Here is a 26,026-nt window from a genome sequence, read left to right as displayed (position 1 = left end):
GATTGTGTACCCTCCCCTTGAGAGGGGGAGGGTAGAAAGAAGCTTATGCGCTCAGGAACTCATCCCACTTCTGGATGAGGTGGTCGTATTCATCCGGCCACTGGTGCCAATAGGCGACATTGGCCGCGCGCTCCTCAAGCGAACCACCGTCCCGAAGATCGCCTTCCTTGATGCCGCGCTCTTCCGCGCCGACCCAGGGCTTGCCCTCATACCAGAAGGCATATTTCTCCGGTGCCATGACATCCTTGATGTTCGTCGATGGCGAATAGTAGCCCTGCTCGGAAACCGCGATGCCGGGCTCCCCGGAAAGCCAGTAGTCGGCGTAGGCGATAACGGCTTCCTTGTTGGTCGTACCGGCGATCATCGTTGGGCCGATCGCCCAGCCGCGATAACCTTCCTTCGGCACCGCGTACTTGCAGGGCTTGCCCTGCGCCTTGACGGCCATGACCGCCGGCTGCCAGGCGTCGCAGACGACCATTTCGCCCGATGCCATCAAGTTGACGAGCTCGCCGAAATCACCCCACAGCGCGCGGAACTGACCTTCCTTCTTCTTCGAAATCAGGAACGCAGCCGCCTCGTCGATTTCAGCCGCCGTGGCATTGCCGGGATTTTTTACGTTGGAAAGGCCGAGGGTGTTCATCGCCATGATGGCTTGGCCGAAAGCGATCAGCGGGTCGGTGTTGAGGCCGGACTTGCCCTTCCACTTCGGATCGAAGATCGCCGCCCAGGTGTTGGCTTCCTCGGCGCTGACGACGTCGGGATTGTAGCCGATCGAATCGTAGTTATAGACGGCAGGCACCATGTTGAGCGTGGTCTGCGCCTCGTCGGCCCAGATCTGGCCGGTGATCTGCGATTTCACGTCCCACTTGTCGCTCGGCTTGGTGAACACCTCGCGAATGTTCGCCCAGTTCTTCAACGATGCGGCCGGGATCACTTCGACATTGTCGGTCATGACGATCGACGGCAGACGCTCGGCGATGATTTCCCAGCAATCATAGTCCTTCGAACCGGACAGGATCTTGGTCTGCGCATCCGGGAAGGTCGCTGCCGTTCCAGAGGTGCCGCCGACGCCGGACGCCTTCTTGAATTCTTCAAGAATGCGTTCCTGAACCGTGACCGAAAGGCCGATAGTGCGCAGCTGCTGGCCGGCAAGGTCGGCCGCCTGCGCATAGGCTGCGCGCGACGACAGCAGATGCGTGCCGCCGCCCATGGCAAGCGCCATGACGCCTGCGGACCGCTTCAGAAGGGAGCGGCGATTGATTTCCATGTTGGACATGTCTCTTCTCCAGTTGATTGTTATTCCCCGGAACCCCGTTTGATCGCGGCCCCTTCCTCAGTCTCCGCAGGCCGCTGGCGGCGATAACAGCCACCGCTCAAGCCTCAACGGTTCAGTAGCGCCCCACGAGGAGGCCTCCATCCACGACCAGCACCTGGCCGGTCATGTATCTCGCGTCGTTCGACGCCAGAAATGCGATGACGTCCGCGATATCGTCAGGCGTGCCGAGCCGCCCCATCGGGATGAATTCGGCAGCCTTTTCAGCCCCAGCCGGACCCAGAGAATTTTCTTCGGACAGAAGCTGCGCCGTTCGGATGTATCCGGGCGCGATGCCGTTGACCCGCACGCCGTCTCGCGCCAATTCCACGGCCAGACCGCGCACGAGGCCGATGACGCCGGACTTGGCCGCCGAATAATGCACATGCTCGTCCCAGCCATAGGCGATGCCCATGATCGAGGAAAGCGCGACGATGCTGCCGGATTTGCGCGAACGCATGCCGGGAGCCGCCGCCCGCGCCAGCCGGAAAATGCCCTTGAGATCGATGTCGAAGGTCAGGTCCCACTTTTCGTCGGTGAGATTTGCCAGCGGCGTGCGGTGTGCGATTCCCGCATTGGCGACGACCACATCGATACCGCCGTGGCGGGTTTCTATGTCTGCCACCAGCGCCTCGGTGGCCTCGGTCGATCGCACGTCGTAAAGCTGGAATTCCGCCGATCCGCCAGCCGACAGAATGGCCTGCGCTGTCTCCATTCCCTGCTTTTCCAGAATGTCGGTGACGATGACGTGGTCGCCACGCGCGGCAAGCGCCTTGGCCGTCGCCTGCCCGATGCCGATCCCGGCGCCGGTGACGATGGCAATACGTTTCGATGGTCCAGTCATGGTTTTGTCCCTCTCACAGCATCACATCGCCGGAATTCGGCCCGAGCGTCTGGCCGACGAACAGGCTCGCTGCCGACGATGCGAGGAAGGCGACCGTTTCGGCCACCTCCTCAGGCTCGCCGAAACGCCCAAGCGGCAGTTGGGCCTTCTTGGCGGTGCGCCAGTCGTCGGACAGCGCCATCACCAGCGGCGTGTTGATCGGCCCCGGCGCCACGGCGTTCACCCGCACGCCGCGCTTGGAAACCTCGCGGGCCAGCGCCTTGGTCATGCCGATGATGGCCGCCTTGGCGCTGGAATAATGCACAAGCTCGACGCCGCCGATCTGGCCGAGTTGCGAGGCGACATTGACGACGCCCCCCTCGCCGCGGTCCAGCATCGCCGGTAGCACCGCCTTGGTCATCAGGAAGGTGCCGCGCACATGCACGGCGAACATCCGGTCGAAATCCTTGACCTCGAGATTTTCGAACAGCGCCTGATGGGCGATGCCGGCATTGTTGACGAGGAGATGCGTCTCGCCATGCGCCGTCACCGCAGCGGCGTGGATGGCAGCCACGTCGTCTTCGGATGACACGTCCCCGGCAATGGCGGCAGCCGTTCCGCCTGCCGCCTGAATTTCACCGGCGACCGCATCGGCCCGGACCAGCGACAGATCGTTGACCATCACCGCGTAGCCCTCGGCTGCCAGCTTGTGGGCGATGGCCCGGCCGATACCGGAGCCGGCACCCGTGACGATCGCGGAGCGCTTTTGCGTCACCATCACGCCTCCTCCTGGATTGCCGTCTGCTTGGCGCGGCGCACGGACAGCGTCATCAGCACGGCGTAGGTGCCCAGCAGCGCAAAGGAGAACAGTGTGGTCAGCACCCCGAAGGCGAAGACATTCGGATGCACTTCCACCGAGAAAGTGCCGTAGATGGCCAGCGGCAACGTCAGGTCACGGCCCGAGGCAAACAGCGTGCGCGAGAACTCGTCGTAAGACAGCGTGAAGGCGAACAGCATGGCCGACAGCACGCCCGGAAAGATCAGCGGAAAGGTGATCTTGCGGAAGGTCCGCGCCGGCGAGACCCCGAGCGACCAGGCCGCCTCTTCGACGCTCGGATCGAAGCGGTTGAAAATGGCCAGCATAACCAGAAAGGCGAAGGGGAAAGTATAGACGACGTGCAGCACGAAGGCCGTGCCCCACCAATGGCGGTCGATGCCGAGCGAGTTGGCAACCAGCGCCATGCCGAGGCCGACGAGCACGCCGGGCACCATCATGCCGAGCACGATCAGATAGAACACAAAGCCCGAGCCCTTGAACTTGCGACGGAACGCCTGCGCCGCCGAAACACCGAGAACCGTCGAGACGATCATCGTCATCACCGCCAGCCCCATCGACCGGACGAGCGCCTGCTCAATCGGCAACGGTGCGATGCGCGAGGGCGGCGTCAGACCGAAGAGATGCTTGTACCAGTAGGTCGACCATTCGATGATTGGAAACTGCGGTCCGCCTTCCGGCCCTGTCTGGAACGACAGGATCGCCAGAACCACGAGCGGCCCGTACAGGAAGACGAGGAAGAGCGCGGTATAGGTGCCGAGACCGAATTTGATGCCGGTTGCGTTCATGATCAGAGCTCCTTCCTGAGATCGACGATCCTGAGCAAGGCAGCGACCACGGCGCCCATGAGGATCGTCAGCACCACGCCTGCCACCGCCGCGAAGGCCCATTTGAGCGACCCGACCTGGGTAACGATGATGTTGCCGAGCAGGTTGACCTTGCGGCCCGAAAGTGCGGCCGAGGTGGCGAATTCGCCAAGAACCATAACCGAGACGAAGATGCCGCCGACGACCACGCCCGGCATGGACAGCGGCAGGATGATGGTGCGGAAGATGCGGCCGAAGCTGGCTCCCAGATCCTGTGCAGCCTCGATCACCGAAGGATCGATACGGCCGAGCATGAAAGCGATCGGACCGACCATGAAGACGCAGTAGATCTGCGTCATGCCGATGATGACCGACAGTTCGGAAAATAGCAGGATCTCGATCGGCTGCTGGACGACACCGATCTTCATCAGGATCAGGTTGATCGCACCTTCCTTGCCGAGCATCGGCCGCCAAGCCAAGACGCGGATAAGGAACGAGGTCCAGAAGGGAATGACGCAGAGGACCAGAAGAACGGTCTGGATCGTCTTGTTCCTGACGAACAGACCGACGAAAAGGGCGGCCGGATAGCCGACCAGCACCGTCGAGAATAGCACGATCAGCCAGATGCGCACCGTCGTCCAGAGCGCACCCAGATAGGTCTCGCTGCTGAAGAAGGTGATCCAGCTCCTCAGCGTCAGGGTCGGTTCGATCTTGAAGGTCGTCTGCGTCCAGAACGAGACATAGACCATCATCAGGATCGGCAGCACCAGAAACAGCACCATCCAGATCACGCCGGGCGCCAGCAGCCAGAACGCGGGGCCGGAGAACTTCCGTTTGCTGGTCGTTTCGACCTGCGCTTCATCGCCAATCGCGACCATCGTCATCTCTCATTCTCCAGAATAGGCAAGGGCGTTTGCGACCGGACTTTTCAGGCAGGGCGTTTTCAGGCAAAGACAAGAGCGTCCTCCCGCTTCCAGACCAGCGCGTAGCGGCCTTTCTCGACATAGGTTTGCGGTGCGGAGCGGCTGAGGTGCGATTCCACCTCGAACACTCGGCCGTCATCGAGCGCGAAGAAAGAATTGATTGCCGCCCCGGAATATTCGCTGGCGACGAAAATGCCCTCCAGACGAACCTCTCCCTGAAGGATCGGCGCATTCTGCTCGCGGATATCGACCCGGTCGTAGCGGATCGCATAGGCAGGCTGCGATGCCGGCTGGCGAAAGCCCCCCAGCGCAAATCGTCCGGTCGGACTGACGAAAACATCACCTGCAACACTGCCGGAAAACAGATTGTAGCAATTGAGAAAGCGCGCGACGGCAGACGATGCCGGGCGGTTGTAGAGGAGATCGGAGTGAGCGGACTGGGCGATGTGCCCACGGTCGAGCACCAGCACCGTATCGCCCATGGCGAGCGCCTCGCTTTCGCTACCGGTGACATGCAGGAAGGTGACGCCGCAGCGCTCGCGGATAGCACGCAGTTCGGTGCGCATCCGGGAGCGCAGATTGGCGTCGAGCGCGCCGAGCGGCTCGTCGAGCAGAACCATCTTCGGCTCGGTCACCAGCGTGCGGGCCAGAGCGACGCGCTGGCGCTGGCCACCGGAAATCTGCGTCACGGCCCGGTCTTCAAGGCCCGTCAGTCCGACCAGCGAAATGATGTCGCGCACCCTGGCCTTGACGCTGGCGGCATCGGTGACCGGGTTAAGCTCGCGGTTGACAAGGCCGAAGGCGATGTTTTCCGAGACCGAAAGATGCGGAAACAGGGCGAAATTCTGGAAGACGAAACCGATACCGCGATTGTGCGGCGCGATGCCGTCAATCCGCTTGCCGCCGAACAGGATCGCGCCCTGTTCCGGCTCCTCGAAACCGGCAATCACCCGCAGAAGCGTGGTCTTGCCGGACCCGCTCGGGCCGAGAAGCGAGATATAGGCATCATCGGGCAAGGCCAGTTCGACCCTGTCCAACGCCTTGAGGTCGCCGTAGGATTTCGAGACGTTCATGAGTTGAAGAGCTGCCGACATCGCTATCCTGCCAGTTTCAAAGGCAAGGAACATTCTTCCGGCAAAGCTTCGCCCATACCCGAACCGCTGATAGGTCCCGGCAGGCAAGCAAAAGCCGTTCGCGCAAACATCACACGCGCGTCAAGAGATGTTCCTTGGCGTTTTTAAGAAAGTTCCACCTGTTACGCTTCTTGCGAGCGCCTGCATTGCAAAAACTATGACATGAATGATTTTTGTATTCAATAGGCTTTTTTACAAAATCAAGACATGTCGGCTCGGCGCACCCGAAGACACAGGGGCACCCTTCGAAAGCCAGCACAGCTTTTTCGTGCCGCAGACGATCTACGCAAGTCCAAACACACTTTGCACCTCATAAGAGAACTATTCCCAACAAAACTGGCAATAAACCGGAGCAGCTGATCAAGCAGCAGAATGCGGGTGCCTTATCAGGTCGACCTCAGCCCGAGGTCGCTACCCATTCATTCACTCTCTCGACAAAATGAATTTTATCGTGACATTGTATTCAATAATCATTTTATTTTTGCCCTGTCCTTACTCCCTGCAAATGCGTAAAACTGAATTTAGGACATCGGCCAGAGGGAAAGCGCCGGATTTCATGACCGAAGATCGAACCAGATCGACCGCACAGAAGCGATACGAAATCGCCGAGGATATTCTGCGCAGTAACATTATCGACGGCGTTCTGCCGGAGGGTCTGGTGCTGCTCGAAGGTCCCATTGCGGACATCCTGCAAATTTCCCGCGCGCCCGTTCAACGTGCGCTGCAAACTCTTGAAACCGAGGGGCTTCTGCATCGCTTCAGCGGCCGGGGCTATCTCGTCGGAGCGCCGAATCGAGGCATCGAGCCCAACCGCACCGATATCAAGGCGCTTGGACTGCACATTACGAGCCATGCCGACGAGGCACTCCAGAGCCGATCGTCCTGGGAGCGCATCTACAATACCGTCGAGGCGGATGTGGCCGGATGCGTCGTGTTCGGCCAGTACCGCATCGTCGAGATCGAGCTTGCAAACCATTTCAACGTCAGCCGCACCGTCGTGCGCGACGTGCTGACCCGGCTGCGCGAGCGCGGGCTCGTGCGCAAGAACCAGAGTTCGCATTGGATCGCCGGCCCGCTGACGGCCCAGATCGTCAAGGATCACTTCGTTCTGCGGCGCATGCTGGAGCCACAGGCTATCGTTGTCGGTGCAGGGCATATCGACCACGCCGTCCTGACCGATCTGTTTACCCGCCTCTCCACGCTGGAGCAGCAACAGCCGAAAGATTATCTCGGTGCGGTCGAGGCCATCCAGTCCAGCTTCATCGAAACCTGCGTTCTGGCGACTCCGAACGAACGGCTGAAGGATCTGATCCGCAACAATCTTCTGCCGGTGACGGCGACCGAGCGCCTGCTTCGCCGCCTTGGCCTTCCCGGCGATCCGGCGATCATCACCGAGCTTCGGCTGATCGCCGAGCTGCTGATGCGTGGCGCGGCGACGGCCGCTGCCGCTATGATGGAGAGCCACCTCGATGCCTCCGTCAACCGCACGATCGCCCAGATGAAGATCGTTGCGATCATTCCAGGCCCGAGCGTCACGGCCGATTATCTGACGCGGGTGATGGAATAGCGGCAACGCCGACTTGCCTTTCCCGCTGCCACAGTCGCCATGTCGCAAAGCCCGCATCGGATCGCCCCTTCCTAGGCCAATGCCGTGCGAAGGCTGGTCAACAGGGCTTGCCGGTCCGCCCGCGCCTTAAGCGCCTCGTCCATCGTCACCTTGACGAAGCGGGTGGGCGTATGAGGCTGGAGCTGGCCGATAAGATCCATGTCGGCGGAGATGACCGTTCCAACCATGAAGTAGCCGCCACCCGAGACGGCGTCCCGGTGCAGGATGATCGGTTCGGTGCCGCCCGGGACCTGAATGGAGCCATAGGGATAGCAGCTGTCGACGATGTTCGACGGATCGGAACCCGCGCCAAAAGGTTGCTCGCGCTCAACGAAATCGAGCTTGCGTCCGCCCTTGAAGCGATAACCCATGCGGTCGGCCTCGTTGGCGACCTTCCATTCGTCGGCGAAGAAGTTTTGCTGCGATTCTTCCGTGACGCGGTGCCAGTAGAGGCCCGGCAAAACGCGAAGCTCCGCCAGCATGCCCGGCTTACGGCGCAAATCCTCGGTGACCGTCCGACCCTCGGTCGCAAGACTAGCAGTGCTGACCGGAAGTTCGTCGCCGGCTGCGATCGCCCGGCCCTTGTAGCCGCCGAGCGCGCCGATCGGATAGGTCGAGCGGCTGCCAAGTGCTTCCGGCACATCGATGCCGCCCGAGACAGCGATGCAGATACGTGCGCCGGATTTAAGGTAGTCGAAGGTCAGGGTCTGCCCGGCCTTGACCTTGAAGGCGGTCCAGCCGGGTTGCGCGACGCCGTCGACCTTGGCCGGCATCTCGGCGCCGGTGACGGCAACCAGTGCATCCTCGGTGAATTCAAGCTTCGGCCCGATGAAGACGGCTTCAAGCCCGGCAGCACCCTCGTCATTGCCAACGAGCAGGTTTGCCGCCCGCATCGCATAACGGTCCATCGCACCGCCGACGGGTATGCCGAGGTGGAAATAGCCGGGCCGGCCGAGATCCTGGACGGTGGTGGCGAGACCATGGTGGAGAACCTTAATGGCCATTGAGCATGCCCTCCAGCGTGGCGTTGTAGCCGTCGATGTCCTTCTGGAACTCCCTGAGATCGAAGCTGACCTCGCGGATCGGCGGAGCAAACCGGCCCTTGTCGACATCCTCGACCGCCTGGTCGTAGGCATCGCGGCCGATCGGCTTGAACTTGACGATGTCGCCGGGGCGGAAGAACACCATGAAGTCTCGGAGATAGCTGGTGGTCTGGGTCGGATCGAAGATCGGCATCGGGGTGATGCCGAACATCTGGTAGCCGCCGGCACCGCGTACCGAGTAGATGCATCCGAAGCAACCGCCATGGCCGACGGTCAGTCTCGGGGTATCGGTGCGCGGGCGAAGGTATTTCGGAACCTGGATCTGCCTTTGGCGCTCGACCATCTGGTACATGAACGGCAGCCCGGCGACGAAACCAACCATGGAGACGAACCAGGGCGAACCCGAATGGGCGGCGACGAAATCATCGACCGAACCGAAATTGTTGATGCGGGCGGCGTAGTCGAGATCGGTACCCGCAGGATCCTGGTGGCGCTCGCGGAAGCGCATGAGCGTTTCGTGCGTCCAGGGATCATTGTAGAACACCGGAATTTCGACGATGCGGGTCCTGATCACCGGTTCGGCCTTGCTGGCGGCTCCTTCGATCGACTTTACCTCCCGCAGGATATCGTCGGGGTGGATGATGTCGGGATTGAACTTGATCTGGAACGATGCGTTGGCCGGGCAGATTTCGGTCACCCCCTTGATGCCACTTTCGCGAACCCCGGTTGCCATCGACAGGCTGGTGAAGAATGCTTCGAGCGACATCTCCTCACTGCATTCGATGAACAGATGCTCATCGCCCCCGAACGTATATCGTATGCTCATCAGGCAACCTCCGCGGTCTTGCCGGAAAGACCGGCGAATTCGGTTTCAAGCCATGTTTCGAGGAAGCGAGTGTGGAACGCGCCGCGCCGGACGCTCTCGTCGCTGGCAAGCGCCAGATGCAGCGGCACCGTCGTTGGAATGCCGGTAATCGTCAGGCCTTCGAGCGCGCTCTTCAGCCGCTCAAGGCATGCGTCGCGGCTTTCGGCCCAGACGATCAGCTTGCCGACGAGCGAATCGTAGAACGGAGGGATGGAATAACCTTCGTAGAGCATAGTGTCGAAGCGGATGGCTTCGCCCTCAGGAACTTTCAGCGTCTCGATCCGCCCTGGTGCCGGCATGAAATTGCGGGACGGATCCTCGGCATTGATGCGGCATTCGATGGCGTGGCCGCGCGCGACGATATCCTTCTGTGCGATCGACAGCTTGGCGCCGCCGCAAACCTTGATCATCTCCTGCACGAGGTCGATGCCGGTGATCATCTCGGTCACCGGATGCTCCACCTGGATACGGGTGTTGACCTCGATGAAGTAGAATTCGCGGGCGATCTCGTCGTAGAGATATTCGACAGTGCCCGCGCCGCGATAGCCGACCTCCCTGGCAAGCGCCACCGCGCTGGCGCACAGCTTTTCACGCACGTCCGCTGGCAGCAGGAAGGACGGCGCTTCTTCCCAGACCTTCTGGCGGCGGCGCTGCAGCGAGCATTCGCGCTCGAAGCAATGAACGAAATTCTCGCCGTCACCAAGGATCTGCACTTCGACATGACGTGCCTTGGTGATGACCTTCTCGAGATAAAGCCCGCCATCGCCGAAGGCGGCAGCGGCCTCCGCCGAGGCCTGCGGGAAATGCCTTTCCAGGTCCGCCATGTTGTCGGCGATGCGAATGCCGCGCCCGCCGCCACCGGCAGCCGCCTTGATCATTATCGGGAAGCCGGTCTTGTCCGCGATGGCGCGGGCCTCATCGAGGCTGGCGATTCGTCCGGCACTGCCGGGAACGGTCGGCACGCCGGCGCGGGCGGCCACCGCGCGGGCGGCGACCTTGTCGCCAAGCAGGCGGATCGCATCACCCTTGGGACCGATGAAGATCAGGCCCGCAGCTTCGACCGCGTCGGCGAAATCGGCATTTTCGGAGAGGAAGCCATAGCCCGGGTGCACTGCATCGACGCCGGTCGCCTTGGCGGCAGAAACAACGGCATTGATATTGAGATAGGATTTGGCGGCGGATGGCGGGCCGATGTTGACGGCCTCGTCGGCAAGCTTCACGGCCAACATATCGGCGTCCGCGGCACTGTGGACCTGCACGGTGCGAATGCCGAGCGCCTTTGCCGCCTTGATGATACGCACCGCGATCTCGCCGCGGTTAGCAACGAGGAGCGAGCGGATGGTCATGCGTCCACCTCTGCGATCACCTGGCCGGCCATCACCGGCTCTTCATTATCGACGAGGAAGCGGATGGCCGTGCCGTCGATGCCTGCCGGGATTTCCTGGAATGTCTTCATCACCTCGATCATGCCGATGGTGTCGGCACTTGCGACCGCGTCGCCGTCCGCCTTGAACGGGGCCGCGTCCGGCGCCGGCGTCCGGTAGAACGTGCCCGGCAAGGGCGATCTGATTTCGAGCTTGCTCATGTCTCTCTCCGCTTAAAGTCTCAGTGGCCTGCGATTTCCGAAACCGGCGCGATGCGGATGCCTTCGGCATTCAGCGCCGCGCGCATCTGGCGCACGATATCGAGCGCGCCAAGCGTATCGGAATGGAAGCAGATGGATTCAAAGGCGATGTCGACATCGCTGCCGGTGACCGTCCTGACCTTGCCTTCCCTGCAGGCGCGCACGACCTTTCGGGCGATCGCGGCGGGATCCGGACGCCCGGCATCGCGGGTAAAGACGATTGAGCCGGTGTCGTCGTAGTCGCGGTCCGCGTAGAACTCGCGCACGACCGGCTGGCCGGCTTCCTTTGCGACCCGGTAGGTTTCCGAACCGCCCATGCAGAAGATGTAGGCATTGGGCTCGACGGTGCGCATGTATTGCACGAAGATCTGCGAGAGCTCGGCGTTCACAGCCATTTCCATATAGAGAGCGCCGTGCGGCTTCACATGCTGCAGGCGGGCGCCGTGGCGACGGGCGAACTCCCGCAGCGCGCCGACCTGATAGACCATGTCGTTGACCAGTTCCTTGGCCGTTCCGGCAATCTTGCGGCGGCCGAAACCCTGAAGATCGTTATAGCCTGGATGCGCGCCGATGCCGACGCCATGCTCCGTCGCGAGACGAACCGTCTGATCCATGAGGTTCGGATCGCCGGCGTGAAAACCGGCGGCGATATTGGCCGAACTGATCAACGCCATCAGCGTTGTGTCGTCGGTATCGCCGACGCGCCACCGGCCGAAGGCTTCGCCCATGTCGCAATTGATGTCTACTGCATCGATCAACGTACTGTTCCTCGCCTGCCTGCATGGGGCCACGCTTCCGTCTGCCGCTTTTTTGACAAAATCAGGCTAGGACGAATTAATTCATTTGAAAAATTCTATTTTTTTATGCTTTCTATCTAAAAATCAGAATACAGTGCTCAGATTTGATGCACCCCAGAAACACGTAATTACAATCAGTTGAGACGAGCGTGCGCCTTTGCGTGCGGATCTATGCCGCTTTTTGGGTCGGCTCTTCTGATTTTCCGATGGCATGTTTTGGTTTATTGAATAGGAAGGCATCGTCATGGCGCTCAGTCTCCGGCAGCTTCGTTATTTTGTCGCGACCGCGGAACTCGGCCAGATATCACAGGCTGCGCTAGATCTTTCCATTTCGCAGTCCGCCGTGACGACGGCGATCAAGGAACTGGAGCAGACCGTCGGCGCCAGCCTGTTCATCCGTGCCCCACACGGCATGGACCTGACGGCGGCCGGGCGCCAGTTCCTGTCGCATGCCTATGACATCCTGAAAAAGGTGGATGAGGCAACGCACCTGAACGTCGTCAACAACGAAGTCGAGGGTACCCTGACGGTGGCGGCAACCTATACCGTCATCGGCTATTTTCTGCCCCTGCACATCGAACGGCTGCGGCGCCTCTTCCCCAAGCTCGATATCCAACTCTTCGAATTGACACGGGAATCGATCGAGGAAGGTCTTCTGACCAACCGCTATGATATGTCGGTGCTACTCACCTCCAACATCCTCAACCCATCGCTTGTGACGGAAAAGGTGTTGAGTTCGACCCGCCGCCTGTGGGTGCCGGCGCAGCATCACCTGCTTCAGGCAGATTCAGTGGGTTTGGAGGAAATCGCCGAGGAACCTTACATCATGCTGACCGTCGACGAGGCGGCCCATTCGTCGCTGAAATACTGGAGCGCCTCGCCCTACCAGCCCCAGGTGATCCTGCGCACGTCATCCGTCGAGGCGGTGCGATCCCTCGTCGCCAACGGCCAAGGCGTGGCAATCCTCTCCGACATGGTGCACCGGCCTTGGTCACTGGAAGGACGGCGGATCGAAACCATCAATGTGCGCGATCCGGTGCCGGCCATGGATGTTGGTCTTGCATGGCGTAAGAACATCGAACTTTCACCGCCGATGCTCGCCTTCCGATCCTATTTCCAGCAGGCATTCCACCTGCCAGGGAATGCGCGCTAAGACTATAGGTTTGTATTGCTCGCCTTGATGCCAGTCGAACCGGTGACGCCTCGCGATTTGCGGCGCGCCGACCGAACTGTCGCGACTGGGGCCTGGTTCTGACCCGTGGTGTCGGCGGTGGCGCTCGAAGGAAGGGCCCTGCGGTTGCCGTTCTTCGTCGAGAAGCTCGCCGCCAGCTTCCTGTCGGTGCTGGATTCGGAAGCACGGTCGGTTCGCTGCTCGGTACCAGCATCACGTTGGCGGCCATCCCTGGCATGGCGCGTTATTTCGCGGGCGTAGTGCAGGCACCGATGACTGCCTTCGTCATCATCCTGGAAATGACCGGCGACCACCAGGCCGTTATCCCGATCATGGCAGTGTCGATGATCAGCTGCTTTGCCATTGGATCCTTGCGGTCGAGCAATACGGAACGGTCAAAGTCATGCAGGCCGTTCCAACAAGCATTCTCTGCAAGGTGAGGCGCCCCGCAGCCACGGCCCCGCCGCGTGTCGATCCGGAGGTCCGGATACAACTGGCGAAAGAAGTGCCAACGTCCAGGCGCGTGGTTCCTATTCGATGATCCTCTTGCGGAAAGCGGCGGCGATCAACGCAGTGTCCTTATAAACGTTGAACTCGTCCTTTAAGCGACCGATGTGCGTGCGCACCGTATAGGCGGAACAACCCAGGATTATCGCAATTTCCTGGGCGCTTTTTCCCTCGCACATGAGCGTTAGTACTTCCTTTTCACGCGGCGTTACTCGAGGCTCCATAAAACCACATATGGTGCTGCCGTTGCCAATTTGACAGTCGGGAATGAAGATGAGGAGCGTAAAGTTTGCGGCATTGCAATAGTTGATAATGCAGCGCAATATAACTGTCACACATCTGTGCAGTGAGGGGCGCCGTGCGAATGAGGATTTGCATATATAAGTCGGATAGAGCACCTGACCTTACCCTCTTGCTGCGAGAGGGCTTACCCGTACCCCTTGATACAAAGATAGACAAATGGACCAAAATTAAGGTCGTCACTGACAGGGAGATGAGCGCAGACCTTTTGGTTCAAATTGGAGGTCCGGGGTATTTGGTAGTTCGCCTTGGCACGATTGTACGACATTAGGCAATTGCACAGCCGTTGCGGCCGCGTTACCAAGATGCCATCGTCGCATCGCGGGTCTTTGTCTACCGAAACACGCACCCTCGCGCTTGTGAGCCGAGAAGCCGCTTGCTGAGAAAGTCTGGCGCTATTGCGAGACGCAGGACATCAGCGGCAAGACGGTGACCGGCAAAATCAAATATTCGGACGTCACCCGGCGCGAAGCGCAGACGACGGCCACCACACTATGCCAGAGTGGCATGCTCATGCGATTATCGCGCGCCTAAGAAATGCGCTGGAATTCGAGTCAGGTTTTCCGCCGATCATCTGAAAAATCCACCGGATCAAACGGCCTTGAGATACTCGACCCAGCGCGGATCCTGCATGGCCACGCGAGCGCGCATGTGTTTCCAGGCGCCATATTTGTAGAAATCAAAATCGAGCGCCGAGACGACATTCTGGACCATGGCCCAAGTCGACCATTTCACATCGGCAAGCGCCCGATGCACGGCAAGACGGGCTTTCATTCGCGGATCGAAGCGGCCGAAATATTCCTCTATGACCTCTGCCTCCACGGCATCGGAGAAGAACATCTCGCCGCACCAAATGCCGATATCGTAGCAACGGTCGTTATTGGAGGCATATTCGTAGTCGATGAGCATCAGCGACTTGTCGTCGGCGACCATAAAATTACCCGCCATAGGATCGTTAAAGCAAGCAACGAGATCAATGCCGGAAGCTTCGAGAGCTGCGCGCGCGAGCCGGTATTGCTTGTAAAGCCAGGCAAAATCGATCGGAAAGGCACCGCCCAATTCGCGCACCTGCTCGATATGCTCGTCGATCATGTCAAATACCGTCTTGGTCAGCGGCAAGCGGCCTGAATCGTTGAAGGTGCGGTAGAGCCCGACGACGGCTTTGCGCACTGTCGGATCCTGGAAATCGCGGTTGGTGCAGGCACGCCGACCTTCGATATAGTCGGCGATCTCGACACCCTTGTCAGCGAGATACTCATAAATCTTCGGGCCAATGCCGAGGTCCTGCGCCCGGCGGCTGGCGTCCAGCGCCGCCTTGCGGTCGATGAACATCTCGGTGCCGCGGCCGGGCACCTTGACGAAGAAATGGCCCTGTTCGCCAGCGACCCTGACCCGCCAGTTCGAATTGCTGATACCGCCGTGCACCGGACGGTAATGGAGTTCACGTTCAGACCACGGCTCAATTTCGCGCAGCAGGGATTCGATTTCCCCTTCCGCCTCGTTTGTCGCTTCCCCCAATCGTTTTTCCATGGTTTGATCCCTCAGAGTGTGCGGAGCATGAATTCGAAACGCGGATTGCGAAGCTCCATTCGGCAGCGCAACAGGCGCCATTGTGCATATTTCAGGAATTCGATACCGCCGCGCGGCGAAACCCTGTCCATCAGCATGCCCCACATGCCCCAGAAGAGATCGTCAGCAATGCCGTAAAGGCGGCAGCGGTTGAGCGACGTCTGGCGAAATTGTCCCTCGAAGATTTCGAGCGCCGGCTGCATTTCGCTGTCGAACTGGAAGGCCTCGTTGAGCAGGATGCCGATGTCGTAGAACGGATCGACATTGCGGGCCTCGTCGAAATCGACCAGTTGCACTCTACCATCCGGCGCGATCATGATGTTGGAGGCAAGACCGTCGGCATGGGCTGGTTTTTCATCGAAGCCGGTAGCGATGATCGCCGCTTCGATATCTCCGACGCATTCGCGCATCCACCATCCGTCTGCGGCAACCTCTGCGATGCCTGCATCGGCAAGCGCTTTTTCGACGACGCGGATGCGGTCGAACACTGTCCACGTTTCGCCAAGCGGCCTGCTGCCATGCAGGGCGCTCTTGGCGGCGATGACACTTTCCAGAACATCGCGCTTGCGCAGGTCGTCCATTCTGGCGGTATGCCAGGCTTCCGACAGGCGGTCGAAAACGACCGCCGACATTTCCGGGCTGTGCCAAAGGGGCGCCGGCGTCAGGCCCAGGGTTGAAGCCTGACGCGCGGCGCTAACGGACCTCTCCAGATCGATGAAATCCGACTGGTCCGTATGGAGAATTTTCAGGAAATAGGTGGCGGGCGCATCTCCCCTGGCAACGAACCAGTTCTGGCTGTCGACGGCGCGGTGCGTCGGCGAGGCGACACCCGCAATGCCCGGCGCATAACGCATATCGGCGTTTGCCCAGCCCGAAACGGCGCGGATGGCGGCTTCAGCCGCCTTCTCATCCACTGTGGATGCTTGCCCGAGTGCCTTCATGCTCCCAATCCTTCAGTCGATGGTTTTCAGGATGTTGCCGTTGAGGCAGAATTTCCACAGCATGGCGCTGAGGATTTCCGCGCCCAGCAACCGGTCTTCCGGCGTGGTGAACTCCGTTGGGTGGTGGATGACGCCGCCGACGCTCGGCACGGCGATGACAACGGCCGGGGAAACGGCCGTCATGCTGACCGCGTCATGTCCGCCGATGGTGTCGAGCAACAAGGTTTCAAGGCCGAAGCCGGCAGCAGTATCCTGGGCCAGGGCAACCAGTCGCTCGTCCATGTTCCCGGCGCGGCGGCGGTCGATCGAGCGGACCTCGAAGCCGACATCCGCTTTCTTGGCGCAGAGGTCAGCTTTCTCGTTGAGCTGGGCTTCCGCCCAGGCCAACACATCGGGCTTGGCAGAGCGCAATTCGATGAACATCACCGCCTCGCCGGGCACGACGTTGGGAGAATTCGGATAGACCTCGAGACGACCGCAGGAGGTGTGCAGGTCGATCCCGGCTTGGTCGGCAAAACCCTTCAACTCGGCGATCAGGTAGGCCGCGGCCAGGAGCGCGTCATGGCGCTCGGCCATCGGCGTCGGGCCGGTGTGCGCCTGGCGGCCGATGAAGGCGAGCCGGTATTTGACGTTGCCCCAGAAACGGTTGAAGATGGCAAAGCGCATGCCGTTCTTTTCCAGCTCGGCCGAACCCTCGATATGCAGTTCGATCAGCGCATCGGGAATAACCGGGCCGAAGGTGCCGGCATAACCGATGTCATCAAGAGCGTGATTGACGGAAATGCCGTCGCCATCCTTGCGGGCGAGCGCGAAATCGAGTGTCAGTTCGCCGGCATTGACGCCGCTGCCGAGAAGGCTCGGCTGGAAGCGGGCGCCCTCCTCGTTGGTCCAGTTGACGATGCAGAAATTGACTTTCGGCGTGACCCCAGCCGCGGCAACCTGCTTGCGTATGGCGTCCATCGCCGCGCAGGCGGCAATCACGCCGTAGGCGCCATCGAAGCGGCCGCCGTTCGGCTGGCTGTCGAGGTGCGACCCGCTCATGACCAGAGGTGCATCCGGCCCGGCCCAATCGAGGAAGCCGTACATGTTGCCCATCGGGTCGATCTCCAGGCGCAGGCCCGAATTCTTCAGCCAGTTCGCCAGCCAGTCACGTGCCGCCTTGTCTTCCCGTGACAGGGTCAGCCGCGTCATCGCACCACCCGGCCCGCCGCCGAAGACGGAGACTTCCTCCATCATCCGGTGCAGGGCTTCGGCATCGACCTCAGGCAGGGATGCCGGCTCGTTGCGGGTTTCAAGCATAAATCACCTTCACTCGCGCCTCTTCCAACTTTTCAAGGAAATCTGCCCGCGGAGGCGCATCAGTGATGAGCAGATCAACGTCACGAAAATTATAGGTGCAGAAATTACCCTGGCGGCCGAACTTGCTGCTGTCGGCGAGCATCACCACCTGCTTGGCATGGCGGCGCAACGCCCGGCGCACCAGCGCCTCGTCCTCGCCGAGGTCCATGAAACCGAGATTGACATCGACCGTCACCGCGCTGACGAAGGCGATATCGAAGAGATGTTCGCGGATCACATTGAGCGTATCGGCGCCGAGAAACGCCCGGTAGCTCGGCCGCAGAACGCCGCCGACCGCGACCACGTTATTGGATTCCACCCCCGACAAGGTCTGGATGATATCCAGCGAGTTGGTGTAGATATTGATCAGCGGCCGATCGACTAGATAGCGCGACAGCGCCAGCATCGTCGTGCCGCTGTCGAGGAAGATCTTGGTATGGTCGCGCAGCTCCCTGGCAGCGAGGGTTGCTATTTTTGCCTTTTCACGGGCATTGACGCGCATGCGTTGCGAGATCGGCTGATCGGCATCCCGACGCGGCGTCACGCCGCCGCCATAGATGCAGCGCAGGTGCCCTTCCATCTCCAGCTGCTTCAGGTCGCGGCGCACGGTTTCCGGGCTGACGGAAAATTCCGTCGCCAGTTCCTTGACCGTGACCCGGCCATGCTTGGCCAGCTCTTCGAGAATGTGTTGCAGACGTGCCTGGGGATGGTCGGTCATGAGGGCTTTCCCGGTCACAAGCCCATGGGCAAGTCTGTCGAACAGGCGTGTCCCGCCGCAGTTGCTGTTTCTTTCATCCTCTGATCCCCCCGGGTTTCGATGCAATTTGCGGTTTCAAGCTGCGGTATGGGAAAGCGTGTTTTCCACCAAAAAGCAAGCAGCCAGATCCTTGTTGCCGCGGGCGGTCAGGACCGGGCTTTGCTTGTGACAGCGGCCGAATGCGTTCGGGCAGCGGCTGGCGAAACTGCAACCGGGCGGCAGGTCGATCGGGCTTGGCGGCTCTCCTTCCAGCAGACACTCTTCCGGCTTGTAGCGGCGCTCCTCCAGCGTCGGCACGGCGCTGAGCAAGGCCTTGGTGTAGGGATGGCCTGGATCGAAGAACAGCCGGCCGTTGTCGGCGATCTCGACGACTTCGCCGAGATACATGACCGCAACGCGATTGCAGACACGCCGTACCATCGCCAGATCGTGAGAAATGTAGACATAGGTCAGGCCGTGCTGGGCCTGCAACTGCTCGAACAGCTTCAGCAATTTGAACTGCTCGGTCTGGTCAAGCGACGACAGCGTCTCGTCCATGATCAACACCTTCGGCTCCAGCACCATGGCGCGGGCGACGTTGACGCGCTGGCGCTGGCCGGCACTCAAACCCAGCGGAAGCTCATCGTAGAGCGTACCGGGCAGACCGACCTCACGCATCACGGCGAGCACGCGGTCACGCAACTCCGCGCCCCTGACGATGCCGTGCGTCTTCAGCGGCTCCTCGATGATGGCGCCGATGGCGGTGCGTGGCGGCAGCGAATTGAAGGGATCCTGCAGCACCAGCTGAAAATCGCGCCGGAATTTCAAAAGCCCCTTGCCGGAAAGCCTGGTGATATCCTGTCCGTCGCAGAGGACCTGGCCGCTATCGGGCCGTTCCAGCCGGCTGAGCAAGCGCATGAGAGTGGACTTGCCGCAGCCGGATTCGCCAACGATGCCGAAGTTCTCGCCCGGAAAGACGTCGAAGGTGACGTTGCGCACGGCACGCACGGTGCTGTAGCTGGCAAAGGTGCCGCGCTTACGCACCCGGTAGGAACGCGTGGCATCGCGAATGCTGATGATCGGCTCGCGGGTCTCAGCCGGCAGGTCGATGGTAACAGCTTCGCTCGTCCAAATCTTCGGGATCTGGCTGATCAGCTCGCGGGTATAGGGATGCTCCGGCGTGTTGACGAGTGCCTTCGTTGCCTGCCGCTCCACGACCTTGCCTTCGGCCAGCACCAGGATCTGATCGGCAGCGTCGCTCACCAGCGGCAGCGACGAGGATATGAAGACGATCGCCGTGTCGAAACGCGTGGTCAACTCCCGCATCAGGCGCAGCACCTGGGCGGCGACCGTAACATCAAGCGGCTGGGTCACATTGTCGGCGACGAGGAAAGCCGGATTGCTGACCAGCGCATCGACGATCAGGGCGCGCTGCATCATGCCGCCGCTGAATTGCGATGGATATTCGTGATAACGCATCTGCGGCGAAGGGATGCGCACCGCGCCAAGCAGATCGATGACCCGCTTCCTGGCTTCCTCATGCGCAATCTCCGGTGCGACCGCGCGCAGTTTCTCGACGATCTGCTGGCCGACCGGCAGGGTCGGATCGAGAGCCCCCGCCGGATTAGCGCCGACATAGGCGATCTCACGGCGCAGCGTGCGCAGCTTCTGTGCCGGCAGATCGAGGATGTTCTGGGATTTGTAGACCACCGATCCGGAGGTGACTTTCAGCGGCGGATCGATCCAGTTGACGAGTGCACGCGAGAGCACGGTCTTGCCGGCACCACTCGCGCCGATGATTCCGAGAATTTCGCACGGGGCCAGATCGAAGTCGATATCGGAAATGATCGGACGCATGCTAGCGCCCGTTTCCAGGCCAACGCTCAGATCGCGAACCTGCAGAAGCGGTGTGCCAGTCACGATTTGCCTCCATAGATACGATTGCGAGCCCGTTCGAGCGATGCGCCCATCAGGTTGATGCTGGTCAGGCACAGACACAGGAACACGCCCGGCATGGTGGCGATCCACCAGGCATTGAGCAGATACTTGCGGCCGTCGGCGATGATGTTGCCGAAGGTCGGCGTCGGCGGCTGAACGCCCAACCCGATGAAGCCGAGGATGGATTCGAAGATCATCATCCGGGCGACATCGAGCACCGACACGAAGATGATCGGCGGCAGTACCAAGGGCGCCAGCAGGCGCACCATGATGCGGAAATCGGACGCACCATAGATTTCGGCGGCGCGCACATATTCCCGCTTGCGCTCGGTCATCACGACGCTACGGGTGACGCGGGCATAGACCGGCCAGCTCGACAGGCCGAGGACGAGGATGATCGCCGGGATCGTCGGACGCGAGACGCCAAGCACGGTGATCGCCAGGATGATCATCGGGATCGACAGCTGGGCATCGGTCAGGCGCATGATCGCCATGTCGACGCGGCCGCCATAGTAGCCGGCGATCGTGCCGAGCGAACAGCCGATAATCAGCATGACGAGAACGGTGGAAAGCCCTATCAGCAACGAGTAACGCAGGCCGACAAGGCTGCGCACCAGCATGTCGCGGCCGATCTGGTCAGTGCCGAGCGGCGCCGTCCAGCTCCATTTGTCGCCCATGAACGGCGGCGCATGCAGGCGCGTGGCGACACTCATCTTCGTGGGGTCGATGCCGCTCAGTTGCGGATAAAGCAGGGCCGCCAGAACTAAAACGATGAAAATCGCAGCGCCGACACGGAATTCGTTGGAGGCAAGGGCAATCCGCCAGATACGCCGCGCCACCGAAGCACCGCGTTGTGTTGCCGGAACCGGGTTTGCCGGCATGTCTGTCTCTGTCACGCTCATCAATATTCCAACCTTGGATCGATCATGGTGGCAATCAGGTCGACTGCGATGTTGATGAAGACGAAGATCGCGCTGGTGACGATGGCGATCCCCTGGATCAGCGGGAAATCTCGCTGCAGCACGGCGGTGATGGTCAAAAGTCCAAGGCCCGGATAGTCGAAGATGAATTCGACGACGAGGACGCCGCCCAGCAGGCCGCTGATCTGGATGCCGATCAGGTTGAGCAGCGGAACGGAGGCATTCCGCAGCGCATGGGCGACGATGATGCGGCTTCGGCTAAGGCCGCGGACATTGCCGACTGCAATGAAGGGCTCCATCATCACGGTAGCCACCGATCCGGTCAGCGTCCGGATCAGCACCGGCGCCAGTTCGACGGCAAGAACGATCGCCGGCAGGATGGTATAGGCAAAGCCGGAGTAGCCGATCGCCGGCAGCCAACCGAGCTTGACCGACAGAAGCATGGCAAGGACGATGCCGAGCCAGAAGTTCGGCAGCGATATGAAAATCGAGGAAATGTAGAAGGCCACGCGATCCGGCCATCGTCCGGGCGCCAGTCCGCCGGGAATGCCGACGAGAAAGGAGAAGACCAGGGCGAAAAATATTGCCAGTCCGCCGAGTTGCAGCGTCATCGGCAGGGTGTCGCCGATCAGGGTTAGCACTTCGGCGCGCTCGCCGCGGGTGGAATCGCCGAAACTGGAACCGCCGGTGGAAGCACCGCTTGCAGGCCGCACGAAGGATTGCCCGAGATCCCCCCTGACGACGCCGCTCATGTAGCGGCCGAACTGCACGAGGATGGGATCACGCAGGCCCATGTCCTTGGCGATCTGCTCGATCAGCGCTTCCGGCGCCATGCCGCCGGCCATCAGCCGGACCGGATCGCCGGGAACCACACGCAGCAGCGTGAAGATAAGCAGCGTCACCAGAAAGACGATCAGTGCACCTTGCGCCAGCCGTCGAACCAGAAAACTGAGAATGAACATGTCATATCCTGGCAGCAATCGGAGCGATCCGCCCTGAGCGGCGACGGTCTCGGTCGTTTGTTGACATCATGAGCGAAACGAAAATCTCCGCGGCGCCGGCCTCCGGTGCCGCGGAAAACGCAAGCCAGCGTCAGCCGAACGCAGCCTTCGAGGCGTCCATGGACCCGTCAGGATAGATGAAGAGACCGGCCAGCGACTTGTCCATCGCGTGGATCATCACCGAAGTGAACAGTGACAGGGCCGGCACCTTTTCGGCAAGCATGGGCATGGTTTCGGTCTGCAGGATTTTCTTGCGCTCATCGAGCGACGGGGCACTGCGCTCCTTGTCGAGTGTCGCGTCGAGTTCCTTGTCGACGATGCCGGTGATGCGCTTCGAGGTCGAATGGAAATGCGTGCGCAGCACGAGGTCGGGTTCGGGCGAACCGGTGGACCAGCCGCAATCGACCATATGGCCGGGGCCGCCGCCCGGACGATCGTAGAGGCGTTCGTTCCAGGCGGCGATTTCCAGAACGGAGAGCGACACCTGAAAACCTTGTTCCTGCAGCATGGCGGTGATGACCTCGCCGTACTCCTTGGTCTTCGGGTAGAAGCCGACGGAGGTGATGTATTCCAGCGGCGGCAGACCCTCGCCCTTGGGGAAGCCGGCCTCGGCCAGCAGCGCCTGGCATTTTTCCGGGCTGTATTCCGGATAGTTCGGCAGGTCGACATAGCCGAACTTCACCGGCGACACGTAATTGGACGAAGCATGGCCGGCCGAGCCCAGAATTTCGACGATCATCGAGCGGTCGATCGCGTGGCAGGCCGCCTTGCGGATGAGCGGGTTGTCGAACGGCGCCTTCGAGCAGCGGAACCAGAGATATTTGTTCTCGACCGAGACGACGCTGCTGATGGCGATCTTGTCGTTGCCCTCGAGCGAGGTCACCTGTTCCGGTTCCAGACGCTCGACGATCGAGGCCTGGCCGTTGAGCAGGGACAACATGCGTGTCGTGCTGTCGCCGACGAAATTGAAGCTGATGCCCGGAATCTTCGGCGTACCGAGGAAATAATCAGGATAGGCTTCGAGGATCGTGGCATTGCCTTCCTGCTTGACGAACTTGAACGGGCCGGTGCCGTTCAGGCGCTGCGTCAGCGGGCCGGTCGGGCCGCCGGCGACATCGGTCGCCGACATGATCGGCAGGTATGAGGCGAGGAAGATGAACAGATGGGCCGGATATCCGCCCTTGGAGGTATCGACGATGACCGTGTAGTCGTCAGGGGTGGTGATAACAAGCGTCTCGGTCGGGCCGGGATAGAATTGGGCCGGGCGGTCCGGCCTGGAGCCGTATTCGAAGGTCGCCTTGACGTCTTCGGCCTTGAAGGGTTTGCCGTCGTGGAATTTGACGCCTTCGCGCAGCTTGATCTCGAGCTTGTTCGGATCGAGAGGCTTGATGCTGGTGGCCAGTTCATAGACCACTTCATCGGGCTTTTCGACAGTCATCGGCGTCCGCGTCAGGAAACCCATGACGAAGCCTTCGATATTCTTCTGCGACAGCGTCGTGTGACCGGTCGGGTCCCAGTTGCCCGTAATGTTTTCCGCCGACAGGAACACCACCGCCTTACCCGATTGGGCAAAGGCCGAGGAGAACAGAAAATCCGGGTTGATCTGCAGGAGACCGGCACCCGTGCCAGCCGCACCAAGCCCGGCGAGGAAATTGCGTCTGCTGATGTCATTCATAAGCTGCTTCCCTTTTTGTGGTTTTATGTGGCTTTCTTATTATTCCACGATATCGGGCATTTTTTCCTTTTTCAATGGGCTCTCGTAAATTAGAAAACCGCAATGCCATACTCTCGTCGCAAGCCGACTCCGACGACTTGTATTCTGTTGATTATAAGTGCATTTTCGGAAAATTCGATCGCTGCGGCGCTAGCGAAGATCTCAAGAATGGTGAATTTTTCAGCATTTATCTATTGCTCAGGCAGAATAAGCGGATCAGATATTTCTATAAATATCACAAAATCACATTTTGGCGCCTAAAAAATACGCAGGGAAAGGCAACGCGCAAATCTCGCCATCTCCACCGACAACAGTTGCTCCTTTTGCGGCCATTCCCACATAGGCGTGTTCGATTCCGACCGTGCGACATAGACATGGCGATTCATATCGGCCAGCCCGATTGGCCCGGTGCGGAAAGCATATTTCTTATGAACGAGATGGTAGCACCGATCGCGTCCCCGTCTTTTCTCAGGTCACATCCAATCGTGAGGGCCGAAGATCTGCTTCGCCTGTCGCTGCTGCGGATGGCGTCCCAGGCCTCGAGCCATTTCTTGAAATCCTCCAAGTCACCGGCACCCCATCGCAGGCCATGCGGTTCGAACAGTTTAGCAACATGGCCCAAGCCTGCATTGCCGGACTGGGGCTCGCGTTGCGCCGCTTTTCCTCATCGACTCCGAGCTCGCAAATGGCCAGCTCGTTCAAGCCTTCCACATCAGGTCAAAAGCACCAGCGCCTATCATGCGGTCGCGCCACTGAGCAGGAAGGACTTCCGCCCTGTCGGGCGTTCCGCGCATGGCTGCTGGACGAGGTCGCCGCCTTGCCAGGAAGGCGAATCGGCAGATAGCGGCGGTTGATGAAGCCACAGCTGAGACACCTTCGACAAATCGGCGACATAATCGTTGATCGATGCCTCGGATGGGTCCGCAATGGGCGCCGATAGCGGGAGAGCATTTAAAAGCTCTTGAAAAGATTTGAACCCGAAACCCAGTCCTCTACCTTCGGCATCATTGAAAATTCCGGCTCTTGATCTTCAGCGAAGGATTGGGATTGTTGCCTGTACACCTGAACCTGCCCGTGCGCCTGAGGGATGTCGGAATTCCAAAGAACGGACTGCCTCTGCTGGCGGACAATATAGGACGCTATGTTGAAACCCCTTTTGATCGTCCGGATAGAGGCATGTTACGATGCTGACGTATCGCGTGTCGAAGAAGCCTTAGCAAACAACGATCTTTCCCTTCGAACTGCCGCGGTGAGTAAGTCGATAGTCTTGCGAATTCGGGCATGACGCCGAAGGTCCTCATGAACCGACAGCCAGTAGCTGCGGCGCAAGAGGAACGACGGCTGCAGGACCGGGACAAGCAGGTGTTTTCCTGCAGCAAGATAGGCCGGCAGAACGCCCATTGCCATGCCGCTTTCAATCATGGCGCATTGGGCAATGATGCTCGTACTCGTGAACCGCATCGCCGGCTTCAGATCCGCAATGTCGAGATAGGCAAGCTCCCTCGTGTGGAGAAGCCCCGCGATGTAGCCGCAGAGCGTGTGGCCGGTCAAATCGTCCAGCGTCTGGGGAAAGCCGTTTCGCCCGAGATAGTCACGGGTGGCGTAAAAGCCCAACTCATAATCGGTCAGCTTGCGTGTCGCCAGGCTGCCTTCTTCCGGGCGATCGAGCGAAATAGCGATGTCGGCTTCCCGCGAAGAAAGCGAATAGGTCTGAGGTAAAGCAACAAGCTCGATGTCAAGGTTCGGATAGTCTTGCATGATGGCTGCGATGCGTCCGCCGAGGTAACCTACTCCGAGCCCCTCCGGTGCACCGATCCGCACGCGGCCCGTCATGCCGGTTGTCGTCTCGGCACCGAGCCCGCCGATCTCCTGGAGGACGATCGATTCCAGCTTGACCGCCGAGCGTCTGAGATCTTCGCCGGCCGACGTGATGCGCAACCGCCGCCCGGCCCGTTCGAATAGCTGAACCCCAAGGCTCTCCTCGAGCTTGGCTAGACGGCGGCTAATAGTTGAGTGGTCAAGCGCCAGGGCCTTTGCCGCATCGATAACCCGGCCAGTGCGAGCGATGTGCAGAAATACCCTGATATTGTCCCAATCCATCTTTCCAGAACTCCTTTTTGCACA

23 protein-coding genes and 3 pseudogenes are annotated in these 26,026 nt (G+C 60.4%); 5 read left to right on the top strand and 21 right to left on the bottom strand.

Features of this window, described 5'->3' with window-relative positions:
- Positions 1-43 precede the first annotated feature (43 nt).
- From G9X67_RS05780 to G9X67_RS05755, 6 genes are all read right to left on the bottom strand, one after another.
- On the bottom strand, positions 44-1,276 hold the full coding sequence (locus G9X67_RS05780; protein ID WP_138390790.1) for an extracellular solute-binding protein: 1,233 nt from the start codon (positions 1,274-1,276) through the stop codon (positions 44-46).
- A gap of 112 nt (positions 1,277-1,388) precedes the next feature.
- Positions 1,389-2,156 (bottom strand): glucose 1-dehydrogenase, encoded by a 768-nt coding sequence (locus G9X67_RS05775; RefSeq protein ID WP_138390789.1) that lies wholly within the window; start codon positions 2,154-2,156, stop codon positions 1,389-1,391.
- Between the two features lie 13 nt (positions 2,157-2,169).
- Complete coding sequence (locus G9X67_RS05770) at positions 2,170-2,913, bottom strand: glucose 1-dehydrogenase (RefSeq protein WP_138390788.1); 744 nt, start codon at positions 2,911-2,913, stop codon at positions 2,170-2,172.
- Positions 2,913-3,758, bottom strand: a complete 846-nt coding sequence (locus G9X67_RS05765) for an ABC transporter permease (protein WP_138390787.1) — start codon at positions 3,756-3,758, stop codon at positions 2,913-2,915. Before G9X67_RS05765 ends, G9X67_RS05770 begins: the two co-directional genes overlap by 1 nt.
- Before the next feature lie 2 nt (positions 3,759-3,760).
- A complete protein-coding gene (locus tag G9X67_RS05760) occupies positions 3,761-4,660 on the bottom strand; it encodes an ABC transporter permease (RefSeq protein WP_138390786.1) in 900 nt (299 codons plus the stop codon).
- Positions 4,661-4,719: 59 nt separating this feature from the next.
- Positions 4,720-5,793, bottom strand: coding sequence for an ABC transporter ATP-binding protein (locus tag G9X67_RS05755; protein WP_138390785.1), 1,074 nt, complete (start codon positions 5,791-5,793; stop codon positions 4,720-4,722).
- Positions 5,794-6,388: 595 nt separating this feature from the next.
- On the opposite strand from G9X67_RS05755, the gene G9X67_RS05750 reads away from it, so the two are divergent.
- Positions 6,389-7,399: a GntR family transcriptional regulator gene (locus G9X67_RS05750; RefSeq protein WP_171598354.1), complete on the top strand. Its 1,011-nt coding sequence runs from the start codon at positions 6,389-6,391 to the stop codon at positions 7,397-7,399.
- Positions 7,400-7,470: 71 nt separating this feature from the next.
- Here the strand turns inward: G9X67_RS05750 and G9X67_RS05745 are convergent, their stop codons facing one another.
- The 5 genes from G9X67_RS05745 to G9X67_RS05725 are packed head-to-tail and all read right to left on the bottom strand — an operon-like array spanning position 7,471 to position 11,728.
- The gene (locus G9X67_RS05745; RefSeq protein ID WP_138390783.1) at positions 7,471-8,442 is read right to left on the bottom strand and encodes a biotin-dependent carboxyltransferase family protein; all 972 of its coding nucleotides are present in this window, start codon (positions 8,440-8,442) and stop codon (positions 7,471-7,473) included.
- Positions 8,432-9,307 carry a carboxyltransferase domain-containing protein gene (locus G9X67_RS05740; protein WP_138390782.1) on the bottom strand — a complete coding sequence of 292 codons (876 nt, stop codon included), beginning with the start codon at positions 9,305-9,307 and terminating at the stop codon, positions 8,432-8,434. Before G9X67_RS05740 ends, G9X67_RS05745 begins: the two co-directional genes overlap by 11 nt.
- The gene (locus G9X67_RS05735; RefSeq protein WP_138390781.1) at positions 9,307-10,692 is read right to left on the bottom strand and encodes an acetyl-CoA carboxylase biotin carboxylase subunit; all 1,386 of its coding nucleotides are present in this window, start codon (positions 10,690-10,692) and stop codon (positions 9,307-9,309) included. The genes G9X67_RS05740 and G9X67_RS05735 overlap by 1 nt, the downstream gene beginning before the upstream one ends.
- Positions 10,689-10,931 carry an acetyl-CoA carboxylase gene (locus G9X67_RS05730; RefSeq protein WP_138390780.1) on the bottom strand — a complete coding sequence of 81 codons (243 nt, stop codon included), beginning with the start codon at positions 10,929-10,931 and terminating at the stop codon, positions 10,689-10,691. Before G9X67_RS05730 ends, G9X67_RS05735 begins: the two co-directional genes overlap by 4 nt.
- Before the next feature lie 20 nt (positions 10,932-10,951).
- Positions 10,952-11,728, bottom strand: a complete 777-nt coding sequence (locus G9X67_RS05725; RefSeq protein WP_138390779.1) for a 5-oxoprolinase subunit PxpA — start codon at positions 11,726-11,728, stop codon at positions 10,952-10,954.
- 283 nt (positions 11,729-12,011) lie between these two features.
- Here G9X67_RS05725 and G9X67_RS05720 point away from each other — a divergent pair, with 283 nt between their 5' ends.
- Together G9X67_RS05720 and G9X67_RS05715 are read left to right on the top strand one after the other, a co-directional pair.
- On the top strand, positions 12,012-12,920 hold the full coding sequence (locus G9X67_RS05720; protein WP_171598353.1) for a LysR family transcriptional regulator: 909 nt from the start codon (positions 12,012-12,014) through the stop codon (positions 12,918-12,920).
- A gap of 120 nt (positions 12,921-13,040) precedes the next feature.
- Positions 13,041-13,288: pseudogene (locus tag G9X67_RS05715) on the top strand (chloride channel protein); the annotation flags it as partial.
- Positions 13,289-13,468: 180 nt separating this feature from the next.
- Here G9X67_RS05715 and G9X67_RS05710 read toward each other — a convergent pair.
- Complete coding sequence (locus tag G9X67_RS05710) at positions 13,469-13,669, bottom strand: helix-turn-helix domain-containing protein (RefSeq protein WP_138331155.1); 201 nt, start codon at positions 13,667-13,669, stop codon at positions 13,469-13,471.
- Positions 13,670-14,114: 445 nt separating this feature from the next.
- Here G9X67_RS05710 and G9X67_RS35400 point away from each other — a divergent pair.
- Positions 14,115-14,231, top strand: a pseudogene (locus G9X67_RS35400) (DNA polymerase IV); the annotation flags it as partial.
- 105 nt (positions 14,232-14,336) lie between these two features.
- Here G9X67_RS35400 and G9X67_RS05705 read toward each other — a convergent pair.
- From G9X67_RS05705 to G9X67_RS05670, 8 genes are all read right to left on the bottom strand, one after another.
- Positions 14,337-15,275, bottom strand: a complete 939-nt coding sequence (locus G9X67_RS05705; RefSeq protein ID WP_138390776.1) for a choline/ethanolamine kinase family protein — start codon at positions 15,273-15,275, stop codon at positions 14,337-14,339.
- Positions 15,276-15,286: 11 nt separating this feature from the next.
- Entirely contained in the window at positions 15,287-16,255 is a 969-nt protein-coding gene (locus G9X67_RS05700) for a phosphotransferase (protein ID WP_138390775.1), read from the bottom strand.
- A 12-nt stretch (positions 16,256-16,267) separates the two neighbouring features.
- Positions 16,268-17,554, bottom strand: coding sequence for a Zn-dependent hydrolase (locus G9X67_RS05695; RefSeq protein ID WP_138390774.1), 1,287 nt, complete (start codon positions 17,552-17,554; stop codon positions 16,268-16,270).
- Positions 17,547-18,311 carry a DeoR/GlpR family DNA-binding transcription regulator gene (locus G9X67_RS05690; protein WP_171598352.1) on the bottom strand — a complete coding sequence of 255 codons (765 nt, stop codon included), beginning with the start codon at positions 18,309-18,311 and terminating at the stop codon, positions 17,547-17,549. The genes G9X67_RS05695 and G9X67_RS05690 overlap by 8 nt, the downstream gene beginning before the upstream one ends.
- 114 nt (positions 18,312-18,425) lie before the next feature.
- Positions 18,426-20,249, bottom strand: coding sequence for a dipeptide ABC transporter ATP-binding protein (locus G9X67_RS05685; protein WP_171598351.1), 1,824 nt, complete (start codon positions 20,247-20,249; stop codon positions 18,426-18,428).
- Entirely contained in the window at positions 20,246-21,169 is a 924-nt protein-coding gene (locus tag G9X67_RS05680) for an ABC transporter permease (protein ID WP_171598350.1), read from the bottom strand. Before G9X67_RS05680 ends, G9X67_RS05685 begins: the two co-directional genes overlap by 4 nt.
- A complete protein-coding gene (locus tag G9X67_RS05675) occupies positions 21,169-22,149 on the bottom strand; it encodes an ABC transporter permease (RefSeq protein WP_171598349.1) in 981 nt (326 codons plus the stop codon). Before G9X67_RS05675 ends, G9X67_RS05680 begins: the two co-directional genes overlap by 1 nt.
- A 130-nt stretch (positions 22,150-22,279) precedes the next feature.
- A complete protein-coding gene (locus tag G9X67_RS05670) occupies positions 22,280-23,863 on the bottom strand; it encodes an ABC transporter substrate-binding protein (RefSeq protein ID WP_171598348.1) in 1,584 nt (527 codons plus the stop codon).
- 372 nt (positions 23,864-24,235) lie between these two features.
- Between G9X67_RS05670 and G9X67_RS34865 the strand changes: the two are divergent.
- Positions 24,236-24,746: pseudogene (locus G9X67_RS34865) on the top strand (LysR substrate-binding domain-containing protein); the annotation flags it as partial.
- Between the two features lie 335 nt (positions 24,747-25,081).
- Here G9X67_RS34865 and G9X67_RS05665 read toward each other — a convergent pair.
- Complete coding sequence (locus tag G9X67_RS05665) at positions 25,082-26,002, bottom strand: LysR family transcriptional regulator (RefSeq protein ID WP_171598347.1); 921 nt, start codon at positions 26,000-26,002, stop codon at positions 25,082-25,084.
- Between the last annotated feature and the right edge of the window lie 24 nt (positions 26,003-26,026).

Source organism: Rhizobium sp. WYCCWR 11152, assembly GCF_013087615.1.
Lineage (GTDB): Bacteria > Pseudomonadota > Alphaproteobacteria > Rhizobiales > Rhizobiaceae > Rhizobium > Rhizobium indicum.
This window is presented reverse-complemented; position numbering and strand designations above follow the sequence as displayed.

Coding starts and splice junctions, on each gene's coding strand:
- G9X67_RS05665 (WP_171598347.1), bottom strand. CDS start 26,002: ATGGATTGGGACAATATCAGGGTATTTCTGCACATCGCTCGCACTGGC.
- G9X67_RS05765 (WP_138390787.1), bottom strand. CDS start 3,758: ATGAACGCAACCGGCATCAAATTCGGTCTCGGCACCTATACCGCGCTC.
- G9X67_RS05720 (WP_171598353.1), top strand. CDS start 12,012: ATGGCGCTCAGTCTCCGGCAGCTTCGTTATTTTGTCGCGACCGCGGAA.
- G9X67_RS05740 (WP_138390782.1), bottom strand. CDS start 9,307: ATGAGCATACGATATACGTTCGGGGGCGATGAGCATCTGTTCATCGAA.
- G9X67_RS05680 (WP_171598350.1), bottom strand. CDS start 21,169: ATGAGCGTGACAGAGACAGACATGCCGGCAAACCCGGTTCCGGCAACA.
- G9X67_RS05695 (WP_138390774.1), bottom strand. CDS start 17,554: ATGCTTGAAACCCGCAACGAGCCGGCATCCCTGCCTGAGGTCGATGCC.
- G9X67_RS05670 (WP_171598348.1), bottom strand. CDS start 23,863: ATGAATGACATCAGCAGACGCAATTTCCTCGCCGGGCTTGGTGCGGCT.
- G9X67_RS05735 (WP_138390781.1), bottom strand. CDS start 10,692: ATGACCATCCGCTCGCTCCTCGTTGCTAACCGCGGCGAGATCGCGGTG.
- G9X67_RS05750 (WP_171598354.1), top strand. CDS start 6,389: ATGACCGAAGATCGAACCAGATCGACCGCACAGAAGCGATACGAAATC.
- G9X67_RS05780 (WP_138390790.1), bottom strand. CDS start 1,276: ATGTCCAACATGGAAATCAATCGCCGCTCCCTTCTGAAGCGGTCCGCA.
- G9X67_RS05690 (WP_171598352.1), bottom strand. CDS start 18,311: ATGACCGACCATCCCCAGGCACGTCTGCAACACATTCTCGAAGAGCTG.
- G9X67_RS05745 (WP_138390783.1), bottom strand. CDS start 8,442: ATGGCCATTAAGGTTCTCCACCATGGTCTCGCCACCACCGTCCAGGAT.
- G9X67_RS05700 (WP_138390775.1), bottom strand. CDS start 16,255: ATGAAGGCACTCGGGCAAGCATCCACAGTGGATGAGAAGGCGGCTGAA.
- G9X67_RS05775 (WP_138390789.1), bottom strand. CDS start 2,156: ATGACTGGACCATCGAAACGTATTGCCATCGTCACCGGCGCCGGGATC.
- G9X67_RS05760 (WP_138390786.1), bottom strand. CDS start 4,660: ATGACGATGGTCGCGATTGGCGATGAAGCGCAGGTCGAAACGACCAGC.
- G9X67_RS05755 (WP_138390785.1), bottom strand. CDS start 5,793: ATGTCGGCAGCTCTTCAACTCATGAACGTCTCGAAATCCTACGGCGAC.
- G9X67_RS05770 (WP_138390788.1), bottom strand. CDS start 2,913: ATGGTGACGCAAAAGCGCTCCGCGATCGTCACGGGTGCCGGCTCCGGT.
- G9X67_RS05675 (WP_171598349.1), bottom strand. CDS start 22,149: ATGTTCATTCTCAGTTTTCTGGTTCGACGGCTGGCGCAAGGTGCACTG.
- G9X67_RS05705 (WP_138390776.1), bottom strand. CDS start 15,275: ATGGAAAAACGATTGGGGGAAGCGACAAACGAGGCGGAAGGGGAAATC.
- G9X67_RS05710 (WP_138331155.1), bottom strand. CDS start 13,669: ATGGAGCCTCGAGTAACGCCGCGTGAAAAGGAAGTACTAACGCTCATG.
- G9X67_RS05730 (WP_138390780.1), bottom strand. CDS start 10,931: ATGAGCAAGCTCGAAATCAGATCGCCCTTGCCGGGCACGTTCTACCGG.